Genomic DNA, 12,021 nt, shown 5'->3' on the forward strand with positions numbered 1-12,021 from the left:
CAGCCCCCGAGCTTGTGACAACCGGCGGCTCTACGGTGTGGGCGTGGCCGACACCCGACAACGCCTGATCGACGGCGCGATCGACACCCTCCGCACGCACGGTCTGACCGGCACGACCGCGCGGAGCATCGCGGCCACCGCCGGGGTCAACCAGGCGCTGGTCTTCTACCACTTCGGCACCGTCCACGACCTGCTCCAGGCCGCCTGTCTCGCCGCCACGCAGGCGCGCGTCGAGCCGTTCGTCGCACGCCTCGACCAGATCACCGACCTGCGGCAACTCCTCGCGCTCGGCCGTTCCCTGCACACCGAGGAACGCGCCGAGGGCAACGTCATGGTGCTCGCCCAGCTGCTGGCGGGCGCCCAGACCAGCCCCGAACTCGCCGAGTCCACGGCCGCGTCCCTGCACCTGTGGATCGCCCCGATCGAGAGCGCCCTGACGAGATTGCTCGCCGGTTCGCCGCTCGCCGACCTGATCGACACGGCGGGGCTCGCCCGCGCGGTCAGCGCCGGGTTCATCGGCCTGGAGCTGTACGAGGGCGTCGACCCGGACGGGGCGAAGGCCGCGCTGGACGCCCTCGACCGGCTGGCCGTGCTCATCGAGGTCGTGGACGACCTGGGCCCCATCGCGCACCGGGCCCTGCGCGCCAAGCTCCGCAAGAAGAAGTTTTGAGCATCTGCTCAAAACTGCGTTACCCTCCCGTTTGAGCAACTGCTCAAACGGGAGGGGGTCTCATGGCGCGACGACGAACTCTGTACGTGGAGACCGTGATCCACGCCGACCTCGACGAGGTGTGGCGGCTCACCCAGGAGCCGCGCCCGCACCAGCGGTGGGACGTGCGATTCAGCACGATCGACTACTTGCCGAAGGCGCACGAGGACGCGGAGCAGCACTTCCGGTACGCGGTCCGCGTGCTGGGTCTCGAGGTGGGCGGGGTCGGCGTCAGCGTCGGCGAGCGCGTCACCCCGGACGGCTCCCGCACCTCCGCGCTGCGCTTCAGTTCGGCGCACCCGTTGTCGCTGATCCGCAGCGGCGCGGGCTACTGGCGCTACGTGCCGACCGCCGACGGCGTCCGCTTCCTCACCGGCTACGACTACCGGCCGGGCTGGGGACGCCTGGGCGCGCTGGCCGACCGCCCGTTCCGCCGGCTGATGGGCTGGGGCACGGCCTGGTCGTTCGACCGCCTCAGGCTCTGGCTCGAAGACGGCGTGCCGCCGGAAGTGTCGCTCCGCCGTGCGTTGGTGGACTCGGGAACGCGCCTCGCCGTCTGCGCGGTGGCCTGGGCGACCGGTCCCGTGGTGCTCGCCGCCGTTCTTTCTCTCGGTGCGCTGCTGGCGCCGCCGCTGCCGTACACCCCGGCCGCGCGAAGGTGCCGCCGAACGCCACCGGACCGCCGTTCGTCCACCGCGCCCGCGACCCTGTCCACTTTGGAGCACCCGTGACGTCGATCTTCCAGCGCGCCCTCGGTTCGGACTTCGACCGCCTGCACCCGCAACTGCGCCGCCGGTTCGGGTTCGGGTCCGAGGACGGCATCGCCTGCGTGGGCACCGGTGTGATGGAACGGGTGTGGCACGGCCGCGGCTTCACCAGGCCGTTCCTCTGGCTCGGCGCCCAGCGGCACATCCTGCTGCCGAGCCGGGGCAGCGACGTTCCGTTCACCATCCAGAACTACCCGTACCGCGACTCGCTGGGCCGCGAGACGGTCACGTTCGTGCGCACCTTCGTGTTCGACCGGCCGCAGCGGTGGGACGCGACGATGATCTACAGCCCGGAGCGCGGCTGTGTCGTGGACTACCTGGGGACGCACCAACACGTGTCCGTGGACCTGCATATGTCTGTTGTGGACGGTGCCCTGGTGATTCGCAGTGGTGAGCAACGGTTTCACGAGGGGCCGCTGCACTTCCGCATTCCGTCCTGGGTGACCGGTGCCGCCGAGGTCCGTGAGTCGTACGACGAGAAGGTCGGGCGGTTCCGGATCGACGTCGAGGTGTCGAACCGTCGGTTCGGGCCGCTGTTCGGCTACAGCGGGACGTTCACCTGCACCTTTCCCTCGGTCGAGGGTGTTCCCGAGGAGATCCGGCCGGTGCGGGAGCAGGCGAGGGTCTAGCGGCCGGAGTGCCTGCGCGATTGCCGGGAGTAGCCACCTTATCGCCGATCCGCGATTCACCCGAATGCCGATCTGCGTGGTTGTTAACGAGGTCTCCCGGAAAGCGACATCGCAGGTACGACAACGCCTTTTGTGGGCCGTTGCCTTGATTATGCACGCGGTTATCGGTTCTTTTCCGCGTGGAATATCAGGATTGAGGGACCATGGCAGCGCAGGGGACACCCGAACCACTTCCGAATCTCGTCTACGCACAGGCTTCGCCCAAATCCGTCGGTGGCGCGTCGTTGTTCGACGCCGCCGACTCGATCGATCACAACAACGTGGTGAATTACACCTCCGAGGAATCGGTGGTGGCGGACTCGGTGTCGCGCCTGGAAGCGGCCGGGTTCCAGGTTCTGCAGGTGGCGCCGACGACCATCAACGTCGCCGGTCCTCCTGGGCTCTACGAAAGCTATTTCGAGACGCGGCTGGTGACCGAGGAACGCACCGTCATCAAGCCGCAGGTGGGTGAGGACACCGCCACGTTCATCGAATGCCCGGACACCGACGTGCCGGGGCTGATCGACGTGTCGCGCAGTCCGGCCGCCGACGTTCTCGAAGGCCTCGCCATCGAGGAACCGGTGTACTTCCATCAAAGTCCGTTCGCGCCGAAGCGGTCCTATTGGCACCTCGACGTGCCGGGGGACGTGTCGCTCGGGATGAACGCGGACCGGGCGCACCGGATGCAGGTGACCGGTGCGGGCGTGCGGGTCGTGATGGTCGACAGCGGCTGGTTCCGGCACCCGTACTTCACCGGCAGGGGTTATCGGTCCGCGCCGGTGGTGCTCGGGCCAGGAGCCTTGAATCCCAACGACGACGAGTCCGGGCACGGCACCGGGGAGTCCGCGAACCTCTTCGCGGTCGCGCCGGACATCGACTTCACCATGGTGAAGATCAACTTCGTCAACTCCACGGCCGCCTTCAACACCGCCGTCGCGCTCGGTCCGCAGGTGATCAGCTGCAGCTGGGGATCGGACGTGCCCGGGCGGCAGCTCTCGGCGGCCAACAACGCGTTGGCGGCGGCCGTCGCCAACGCGGTGGCGAGCGGCATCATCGTCGTCTTCTCCGCGGGCAACGGTCAGCACGGCTTTCCCGGCCAGCACCCCGACGTCATCTCGGCGGGCGGCGTGATGATGGAACCGGACACCAGCCTGCATGCCACGCCCTACACGTCCGGGTTCGTGAGCAGGGCGTATCCGGGCCGGAAGGTGCCCGACGTGAGCGGGCTGGTGGGCATGCCGCCCAGGGCCGCCTACATCATGTTGCCGTTGCAGGCGGGAGACGCGATCGACAGGGATCTCGGCAACGGGCAGCAGCATCCGGCGGGGGACGAGACCCCGATCGACGACGGCTGGGCGGCGTTCAGCGGCACCTCAGCCGCGGCACCGCAGATCGCCGGCATCTGCGCGTTGGTCCGGCAGGTCGCTCCCGGCCTCACCCCGGTGCAGGTCAAGGACGTTCTCGCCAGGACGGCGCGGGACGTGACCGCCGGGCGCAACGGCATGGGCGAGCAGGCGGTCCCGGGGTACGACCTGGCGACCGGGCACGGTCTCGCCGACGCGCACGGCGCCGTGCAGGCCGCGCAGGGCGGGAACTGACCCGGTGGGGCGCCTGCCGCACGGCTGGCGCCCGCCGCGTCCACCGAGGAGAATCGAGGCCTACTCCCGGAGGAGCGATGGCCAACCAGGAGCGTCCCGACGAGCTGTTGTCGGCGGAGGTCGTCCTGCGTGACGCCACGGGCAGGACGGCGCCACCGATCACGAGTGCGAACCTCGACCGGCACCGGCCCGATCCGGCTCAGGTCGCGCGGGCGCGGAAGTGGTTCGACGACAAGGGTTTCACGACGGGCGAGCCGGCCGGTATCAGCTTCAGCGTCACCGGCCCGCGCGCCCTGTTCGAGGAGACCTTCGAGGTGGAACTGGGAGATGACCACCGGCCGGGCGTCGACGTGCTCGAACTCCCGGTGCCCGCCGCCGCCGCGAACGCCGTCGAGAGCGTGACGTTCGCGGCGCCACCGGACTTCGGGCCGACCTCGTACTGATCCCGCGGTCACGCCGCCTTGCGGGAGCGCGCGAAACCGATGATCCCGTCGAGGATCAGGAACGCCAGCAGGCTGATGCCGAGCAACGGCATGGCGATGCCGAGCGCGATCAGCACGAGCGGTGCCGGGATGACGAACCACAACGGCAGCTGCTGCCAGCCCCCGCGCTGGGGTGCCGTGCCGAACGGGGCCTTGCGGTCCGCACGGGTGGGGCGGCGCTGCCACCACATCCGGTAGCCGAAGAAGATCAGCGTCAGGATCGTCCCGGCCAGAAGGAGAAGCGCGATCTGGTTGGCCAGGCCGAACAGCAGGCCCATGTGCGCGAGAATGCCCAAAGTGGACAGTCGGGCGAGGAACGGCCGGTCGGCGAAGTCCGCTCGGGCCGTGACCGTGCCGGTGGCGGGGTCGACGGCGGCCTTGTCCTGACGGACCGGCCAGAGCTGGTCGGTCTGCCCGACGGACCAGGCGGTGCCGGGCGCGGCGGCCGGGGTGAGTTCGAGCGGCCCGTCGAGACCTGCCCCGCGTCCGGCGGCCAGCACCGTGTCGAACGACTTGGCGTCGACTGGTTCGGTGCCGCCCGCGGAGCTGTGGTGGTCTCCTGCAGCGGGAGCGGTGGGCGCCGAGCCGGGCAACGCGGTGTCGAGGGCGGGTGCCTTGGCGTTGAGGGCGGTCAGCACGGCGCTGAAGTTCTCGCCGGCGTAGTTCGACCACGTCAGTCCGGTGGCGGACAGGAACAACGCGCCCACCAGTGCCCACACGCCGAGGCTCGCGTGCCACGAGCGGCTCTTGCGCACGCCCTTGGCGCCCTTCTCCGGCAGCAGCACCGCGCGGACCCGGCGCCGAGCGGTGCGACGGCGCTGGATCCACAGCACGAGACCGACGATCGCGAGCACCCACAGCCAACTCGCCGCGAGCTCCGAGTAGAGGTTGCCGACCGCGCCGAGCTGGAGGTCGCGGTGGAACTGGTCGAGCCACGTGACGGCCGGTGTCGCGCCGGCCCACGTCGTGAGCTCGCCCTCGACCTCGGCGGTGTACGGGTTGACGTAGACGGTCTTGCTGTACTCCTCGGCCAGGCCGGGGGCGGCGAACACGACGCGCGTGGTGGCCTCGGGGTCGTCGAAGAGCTGCACCGCGGTCACGGTGCCCTCGGGCAACGAGGCCTGCGCGGCGGCGACCTGCTCGGAGACGGGACGGGCGGTGCCCGCGGGTTCGACCCACAGCTTGTCGCTGTAGAGCACGTCGTCGATCTGGGGCGCGAACGCGTAGAGCATGCCGGTGACAGCGGCCACGACCAGGAACGGGCCGATGAGCACTCCGGCGTAGAAGTGCAGCCTGCGCAGCAGCGGCACGACGGAGATCTGGCTGGTGCGGGGTGTCTCGTCGGTTCTGTCGAGCTCGAGCAGGGGAGCGGACATGGGGACCTCTGTCGTGGGGGAGGGAGTGCGGGGGTTGGAGACCTAGTCGTCCGCGCACTCCGGTTGGTTCCCACGGGTTTCGAGCGTGACTCACCGCGCTCGGACCGTCACGGAGGTGCCCGCGACTCATTTGCCCCTCTCACGTCCCGCCGAGGTGCACCGCGCGTCCTCAGTGGACGTTCTGCTGCTTCGCCCAGTCCGCGAACGAGGTCATCGGAATGCCGAACCGGGCCGCGACCGCCGGGTCCGCCGAGATCTCGCTGGTGTTCATGCCCGCCTGGTTCGCGAGCAGCAGGGGGAGCATGCCGCGCGCCTCGCCCTGCTCGACGGTGACGTGCTCGACGTGCGCGGGAGTGCCGGCGGCCGTCAGCGCCTCCGCCATGTCCCGCAACGACAACAGCTCGCCCGCGAGTTCGATGGCGTGGCCGTGGAACCGGGCCGGGTCGGCGAACGCGGCTGCCGCGGCCGTGCCGATGTCGTCGGGAACGATGACGGCCTGGGGCTTGTCCGGGTCCAGCGCGGTCACGATCGCCTCGCCGGTCCCGTGCTCGAACCAGATCGACGGCCGCCGCAGGTTGGTCGCGAAGAACGCGGGCCGCAGTTCGGTCCACGCCTCGAACCCGCTGTCGGGCAACGCCTGCCCGACCACCGCCTTGCTCAGCCAGTAGTGCGGGTCGCCCCGGCGCCCGGCCTGCCCCACCGCGGCGGCCCGCAGGTAGTCGCCGACACCGGACACGGAGGAGTGCACGAACTGCGCCACGCCGGCCCGGCGCGCGGCCGCGACCAGGTTGAGGCCCATCACCGCCTCGGCGTTCGAACCGAGGTCCGCGAGGCTGGGCGTCTGCACCGAGAAGACCGCCCGCGCGCCCCGCAGCGCCGCCACCAGCGACTCAGAGTCGGTCAAGTCGCCCTTCACGAGTTCGGCCCCGGCGTCGGCGAGTGCCTGCGCTGCCTCGGGCCGCCGCACCAGTGCGCGCACCGGCACGCCGTCCGCCAGGAGCCGCCGCGCCACGGCTCCACCCTGCTGCCCGGTCGCGCCCGTCACGACCACCACGTCCGTCATCACTGCCTCCGTCTAAATGGGGTGTGCCCCCGTTTGTCGTTGCTACGATATGGGGCCTGACCCCAGTTGGCAACGGAGCGGTGCATGAAGACCTTGCGGGCCGACGCCCTGCGCAGCCGTGAGCAGATCGTGCGCGCCGCCAAGGGAGCGTTCCGCCGACAGGGGGTGGACGCGTCCCTGGAGGCGATCGCGAAGGACGCGGGCGTGGGGTCGGCGACCCTGCACCGCCACTTCCGATCGCGGCGCGACCTCGTGGAAGCGGTCTTCCAGGACAGCACGACCGCGATCGCCGCCGAAGCCGGCCGCCTCGCCGCCGAACACCCGCCGGGCCCCGCGCTCTTCCACTGGTTGCAGGCTGTGCTGGCCTACACACTGGCCAACCGGGGCCTCGCCACCACCCTGATCCCGGCAGCGGACGAGCACCACGAGGGCTTCTGCGGCCACGACGCCCTGGAGGCCGCGGCGGCAGCCCCGCTGGCGGCGGCGAAGGCGGCGGGGCAGGTGCGCGCGGACGTCACCGTCGCGGAGGTGCTCTCCCTGGTGAACGCCATCTCGTTGCTGGCCGACCACGACCCCGGCGCGGACCCGGAACGGTTGCTGGGCCTCGCGATCACAGGCTTCGCGCCTGGCCAGTGCGAGCAGCACTAGCACATGCCCGGCGGTGACCCAGATGCTAGGTATGCTGGACGACATAGCATCCTGGAGGGAGCCGCCATGCCTTTCGAGGAGAACGCGGAAGCCGGGCGTCCTGGCACAGCCCTGGTCCTGGGCGGCGGCGGACCGGTCGGAGCGTCGTGGACGTCGGCCCTGCTCACCGGACTGGCCGCCGCCGGGATCCCGCTCGCCGACTGCGACGTCCTCGGCACGTCCGCCGGAGCGGTGGTCGGTGCCTGGCTCACGATCGACCCGGACGGACTGCCGAACGTTCCGGCGCTGATGCGCGACCGCGCCGCGTGGCACGCCCGCAACGCCTCCGCCGGACTCCAGGACACCGCGACGTTCGAGGCCGTCCTGACCGACTCCGCGCCCGGCACCGGACGGCCCGCGATGGCGCCGATCTCCGTGGACCAGGCCGGTGACCTGTGGCGCGACCTGCTGCCGGCAGGTCCGTGGCCTGCCCGGCTGCGGATGGTTTCCGTGGGAGCCACCACCGGGGCGGCGCGGGTCTGGTCGGCCGGGGACCACCTGCCCCTCGCCGCCGGTGTCGCGTGTTCCACCGCGGCGCCCGGCATCGCGCCGCCGGTCCGGGTGGACGGCGAGACCTGGCTCGACGGCGGCGTGCGCACCGGTACCAACGCCGACCTCGTCGACGCGTCCGTCACGCGGGTGCTGGTGGTCGCCCCGCTGCCGTCCGCGGACCTGGCGACGGAAGCGGCCCTGCTGACCGGCCGCGGCTGCCGCGTCCGCACCGTCGTCGCGCAACGCTTCTACGCCAAGCCCACCGACCTGATCGACGCGCGGTTCGTCGACGTCGGGGCGGCCGCGGGCGCGGAGCAGGCACGGGACCTCGCGCCGGAGCTGGCGGCCTGGTGGTCGGCGTGAGTCGTAGGCTGGGTGCGTGGCCACGAACTCGGACGCGATGAAGATCGGCGAGCTGGCGCGGCTGACCGGGGTCAGCGCCCGTTCGCTGCGGTACTACGAGCAGCAGGGGCTGGTGCACAGCACGCGGTCGGCCGGCGGGCAACGGCACTACGCGGCCGGGGAGGTCGCGCGGGTCGAGATGATCCGGCGGCTGTTCGACGCCGGGCTGAGCAGCAAGGTGATCGCCCGGTTGCTGCCGTGCGTCGACACCGGCGGCACCGAGGTGGCGGAGGACGCGTTCACCACCATGCTCGGCGAACGCGACAGGCTGACCGCCGACATCGGCCGGCTCGTCGAAGCCAGGTCCGCCCTCGACGAGCTGATCGAGATCAACACGCGCTACCGGCACGAGGTCGGCGCCGCTTGAGAGGTCAGAGGCTCAGGTCGAGGACCAGCTTGCCCGTGGCGTGACCGGATTCGACGAGCGCCAACGCTTCGGCTGCGCGCGCCAGCGGGTACGTCTCCGTGACGTGCGGATCCAGGCGGCCTGCCGTCATGAGTTCGGCGACGCGTTCGAGGTTCGCCCGGTCGAGACGGCGGCGCACCATCTCGCCGCCCAGTTCGGTCACGGACGGGTCGCCGACGGAGACGATCGCGCCCTCGCCCGCCAATGAGGCCATGGCGCGCAACGATTCCCCGCCCACGGTGTCCGCCACGGCGGCGAAACCACCCGGAGCGAGCGCGCGCAGCCGGTGCGCCACGTCGCCGCCGGTGTAGTCGACGAACGTCGCGCCGGTCGCCGTCACGAGGTCCTGTTTGGACGGTCCGGCCGTGCCGGTCACGACCAGCCCCCGGTCCCGCGCGAGCTGGGCCAGCGCGATGCCCACGCCGCCGCCGATGCCGTTCACCAGCAGCGCCGCCCCGGCCGGCAGGTCGAGTTGGTCGAGCACGTCGAGCGCGGTGGTGCCGGCGACGGGGATGGTCGCCGCCCAGACCTCCGGCAACGCGTCCGGGATGCGCGCGGTGGACTCGCCGAGCAGCAGCGTGGTCTCCGCGTACGTGCCCGCGCCGGTCAGCGCGAACCCGGTGACCCGGTCGCCGACGGCCAGTCCGGTCACGTCGTCCCCGACGGCCAGCACCGTGCCGGCCGCCTCCATACCGAGGACCTGGGGGAAGGGCACGTGGCCGTTCAACGCGGTGCCGTGGCCCGACCGCAGCTTGTGGTCGAGCGGGTTGACCCCGGCGGCCGCGACGCGCACGAGCACCTCCGACGGGCCCGGCACGGGATCCGGCCGCTCGAAGAACCGCTGCACCTCGACGCCGCCGAACGCCTTGTACCCCAACGCCTTGCCCATGATCGTCCGCTCCTCAGCCGTCTGTTCGGGACGGTTTCGAAGCTATTCGATGACACCGGTGTCAGCTTCCACCGGTTGTGACGGCCACCACCTTGGTGAGGACCTCGTTGAACGCCTCGGTGGTGCTCGGGTGGGTGTAGATCGACTCGCTCAGCTCGGTCGCGGTGATGTTGTGCCGCATGGCCAACGCGACCGTGTTGACGACCTCCTGGGCGTCGATGCTCAGCAGCGCGGCGCCCAGCACGAGGTCGGTGTCGGCGTCGATGACGAACTTCACGACCCCGCGGGTCTCCTCGACCGTGTAGGCGCGGGGCATCGCGACGATGTCGGCCACGTTCTCCTTGGCCACCTTGATGTTCAGGCCCCGGGCCCGTGCCTGCACCTCGGTCAGCCCGACGGTGGCGAGCGGGGGAGTGATGAACAACGTGTGCGGCACCGCCCTGCGGTCGGAGGTGGTGCGCTTTCCCCGTCCCAGCAACTGGTCCAGGACGACGCGGGCGTCGTCGAGCGAGATGTAGGTGAACTGCTCGCCGCCGTTGACGTCACCGAGCGCGTAGATGTGCGGCTGGCTGGTGCGCAGGTGTTCGTCCACCTCGATGGCGCCGCGCGGGGTCGTGCGCACGCCCGCCGCGTCGAGGCGCAGGCCCTCGGTGACCGGCTTGCGGCCCGTCGCGGGGAGCACCGCGCCGGCTTCGACGGAGTGCGTCCGGCCGTCCTGCTCGTAGACGACCGTCGAGGTGGCTCCGCTGTCGCGGACCTCGGTCACCTTCGCGCCGGTGACGATCGTGACGCCGTCGCCGCGCAGGATCTCGGCCACGGCCGCGGCGATGTCCTCGTCCTCGCGGGGGAGCAGGCGATTGGCGGCTTCCAGCACCGTGACGTGGGTGCCGAAGTGCCGGTAGATCGACGCGAACTCGAGGCCCTGGTAGCCGCCACCGACGACCACCAGCCGTTCGGGCAGGGCCGTCGTCCTGGTGAGTTCGGTGCTGGTGACGAGGTGCGGACTCGTGGCCAGGCCGGGGATCGCAGGGAGGATCGGCTCCGAACCCGTGTTGACGAGGATCGTCGGCGCGGTGACGGTGATCCGGTCCTCGCCTTCGCCGACGGCGACGGTGTGCGGGTCGACGAAGTGCGCCGTGCCGGTGAGGACGGTCGCGGTGTCCTTGCCGTCGAGTGCGTCGAAGTTGCCCGCGCGGAAGGCGGACGTGAGCGCGCGAACGCCCTCGACGGAGTTCGCGAAGTACTCCTGCGCGTCGTCACTGATCCGCCTGGCTCCGGAGAAGTGGACGAGCATCTTGGTGGGGACGCACCCGATGTTGGGGCAGGTGCCGCCGTACATGTTCGCGGACCGCTCGATCAGGACGACCCGCTTGCCCGCGTCGGCCAGCACGTGCGCGGCCGTCTTGCCGCCCTTGCCGAAGCCGATGACGAGCACGTCCGCGGTGATGGTCGTGGTTTCCATGCGGCCCAGTCTGGCCAGGCAGTTGTGATACAAACAGGCTGACGGAACTCATTTTTCGGCCCGAAAGTCGCACGATGGATTCGATCAGCCGACTGCTGCGGATGGCTCGGGTCGGGGCGGAGCTCGACCGCCGGTGCCTGCTGGCCGGAGCGACGAGGATGGACGTCGCCGGTGTCGCGGAGACGCAGGCGCCGTTCCACGTGCTGCTGGAGGGCGAGTGCGCGTTCGCGGTCGGCGGCACTTCGCTGCACCTGCGGGCGGGCGACGTCGTGATCGTCCCCAGTGGAGCGCCACACCGGGTGACGACGCCGGGGCGTGGCCGCGAGCGCGGCGTGGAGTCGTCGACCGGCGGGGTGCTCATCCAGACCCGGACCGCCGGGGACGTCGATCCGCCGGTCATCGACCTGTTCTGCGGGCACTACGAGTTCGGCACGGGCGCCGGACGGCTGCTGTTCCGCAGCCTGCCCGATCCGGTGCACGTCTCGTTCGGGCGGACGGAAGAGGGCGACGAGGTCCTGCGCATGATCAGCGCGCTCATGCGCCGGGAGGCCGGGCGCGACGGCGAGGGCACCGCGGCGATCCTCGCCTCACTGGCCACCGTGCTCCTGGCGATGGTCCTGCGCACCTCGCGAGGTGACGCCACCAAGGCCGCGCTGTGGACGGCGGCCGCCGACCGGCGCATCGCGGGGGCGGTCGAGGCGATGCTGCGCAGTCCCGGTGAGGCCTGGACGATCGACCGGCTCAGCCGGGCCGCGAACACGTCCCGCGCCACGTTCCAGCGGCACTTCACGCGGCACACCGGCACCACCGTCGCGGCGTTCCTGGCGCGCGCCCGGTTGATGGCGGCGGCCGAGCTCCTCGGTTCGTCGGACGCGACGGTGGGTGCGGTGGCCCTGCGGGTCGGCTACCAGTCCGAGTCGGCCTTCTCCCGGGCGTTCCGCGCTGAGGTCGGGACGACCCCGGCGCGGTTCCGGCGCGAGCAGGCGGGACGGAGCAGGGGAACGGGCTTTCCGCGCTGAC

13 protein-coding genes are annotated in these 12,021 nt (G+C 71.2%); 9 read left to right on the forward strand and 4 right to left on the reverse strand.

Annotated features, from left to right (window positions below):
* The first annotated feature begins 43 nt into the window (after nucleotides 1-43).
* The 5 genes from JNUCC0626_RS06075 to JNUCC0626_RS06095 all read left to right on the forward strand — a co-directional run bounded on the left by JNUCC0626_RS06075 (nucleotide 44) and on the right by JNUCC0626_RS06095 (nucleotide 4,185).
* On the forward strand, nucleotides 44-670 hold the full coding sequence (locus JNUCC0626_RS06075) for a TetR/AcrR family transcriptional regulator (protein ID WP_394618668.1): 627 nt from the start codon (nucleotides 44-46) through the stop codon (nucleotides 668-670).
* Nucleotides 671-732: 62 nt separating this feature from the next.
* Nucleotides 733-1,440, forward strand: coding sequence for a hypothetical protein (locus tag JNUCC0626_RS06080; RefSeq protein ID WP_394618669.1), 708 nt, complete (start codon nucleotides 733-735; stop codon nucleotides 1,438-1,440).
* Nucleotides 1,437-2,105 (forward strand): DUF4166 domain-containing protein, encoded by a 669-nt coding sequence (locus JNUCC0626_RS06085; protein WP_394618670.1) that lies wholly within the window; start codon nucleotides 1,437-1,439, stop codon nucleotides 2,103-2,105. The genes JNUCC0626_RS06080 and JNUCC0626_RS06085 overlap by 4 nt, the downstream gene beginning before the upstream one ends.
* A 203-nt stretch (nucleotides 2,106-2,308) precedes the next feature.
* On the forward strand, nucleotides 2,309-3,742 hold the full coding sequence (locus JNUCC0626_RS06090; RefSeq protein WP_394618671.1) for a S8 family serine peptidase: 1,434 nt from the start codon (nucleotides 2,309-2,311) through the stop codon (nucleotides 3,740-3,742).
* 77 nt (nucleotides 3,743-3,819) lie between these two features.
* On the forward strand, nucleotides 3,820-4,185 hold the full coding sequence (locus JNUCC0626_RS06095) for a hypothetical protein (protein ID WP_394618672.1): 366 nt from the start codon (nucleotides 3,820-3,822) through the stop codon (nucleotides 4,183-4,185).
* 8 nt (nucleotides 4,186-4,193) lie between these two features.
* Here JNUCC0626_RS06095 and JNUCC0626_RS06100 read toward each other — a convergent pair whose 3' ends face one another.
* Both JNUCC0626_RS06100 and JNUCC0626_RS06105 read right to left on the reverse strand, forming a co-directional pair.
* Nucleotides 4,194-5,600, reverse strand: coding sequence for a PepSY-associated TM helix domain-containing protein (locus JNUCC0626_RS06100; RefSeq protein ID WP_394618673.1), 1,407 nt, complete (start codon nucleotides 5,598-5,600; stop codon nucleotides 4,194-4,196).
* Between the two features lie 169 nt (nucleotides 5,601-5,769).
* Nucleotides 5,770-6,663, reverse strand: a complete 894-nt coding sequence (locus JNUCC0626_RS06105; RefSeq protein WP_394618674.1) for an NmrA family NAD(P)-binding protein — start codon at nucleotides 6,661-6,663, stop codon at nucleotides 5,770-5,772.
* An 84-nt stretch (nucleotides 6,664-6,747) separates the two neighbouring features.
* Between JNUCC0626_RS06105 and JNUCC0626_RS06110 the strand changes: the two genes are divergently transcribed.
* The 3 genes from JNUCC0626_RS06110 (at nucleotide 6,748) to JNUCC0626_RS06120 (ending at nucleotide 8,611) form a co-directional block, all read left to right on the forward strand.
* On the forward strand, nucleotides 6,748-7,311 hold the full coding sequence (locus tag JNUCC0626_RS06110; RefSeq protein ID WP_394618675.1) for a TetR/AcrR family transcriptional regulator: 564 nt from the start codon (nucleotides 6,748-6,750) through the stop codon (nucleotides 7,309-7,311).
* A gap of 66 nt (nucleotides 7,312-7,377) precedes the next feature.
* On the forward strand, nucleotides 7,378-8,205 hold the full coding sequence (locus JNUCC0626_RS06115) for a patatin-like phospholipase family protein (RefSeq protein ID WP_394618676.1): 828 nt from the start codon (nucleotides 7,378-7,380) through the stop codon (nucleotides 8,203-8,205).
* A gap of 16 nt (nucleotides 8,206-8,221) precedes the next feature.
* Nucleotides 8,222-8,611 carry a MerR family transcriptional regulator gene (locus JNUCC0626_RS06120; protein ID WP_394618677.1) on the forward strand — a complete coding sequence of 130 codons (390 nt, stop codon included), beginning with the start codon at nucleotides 8,222-8,224 and terminating at the stop codon, nucleotides 8,609-8,611.
* Nucleotides 8,612-8,615: 4 nt separating this feature from the next.
* Here the strand turns inward: JNUCC0626_RS06120 and JNUCC0626_RS06125 are convergent, their stop codons facing one another.
* Nucleotides 8,616-9,539, reverse strand: a complete 924-nt coding sequence (locus tag JNUCC0626_RS06125; protein WP_394618678.1) for an NADP-dependent oxidoreductase — start codon at nucleotides 9,537-9,539, stop codon at nucleotides 8,616-8,618.
* 61 nt (nucleotides 9,540-9,600) lie between these two features.
* On the reverse strand, nucleotides 9,601-11,001 hold the full coding sequence (locus tag JNUCC0626_RS06130) for a dihydrolipoyl dehydrogenase family protein (protein ID WP_394618679.1): 1,401 nt from the start codon (nucleotides 10,999-11,001) through the stop codon (nucleotides 9,601-9,603).
* A 74-nt stretch (nucleotides 11,002-11,075) separates the two neighbouring features.
* Between JNUCC0626_RS06130 and JNUCC0626_RS06135 the strand changes: the two genes are divergently transcribed.
* A complete protein-coding gene (locus JNUCC0626_RS06135) occupies nucleotides 11,076-12,020 on the forward strand; it encodes an AraC family transcriptional regulator (protein WP_394618680.1) in 945 nt (314 codons plus the stop codon).
* Nucleotide 12,021: the final 1 nt, after the last annotated feature.

Origin of the sequence: Lentzea sp. JNUCC 0626, assembly GCF_043632865.1 — a bacterium.
Classification (GTDB): Bacteria; Actinomycetota; Actinomycetes; order Mycobacteriales; family Pseudonocardiaceae; genus Lentzea.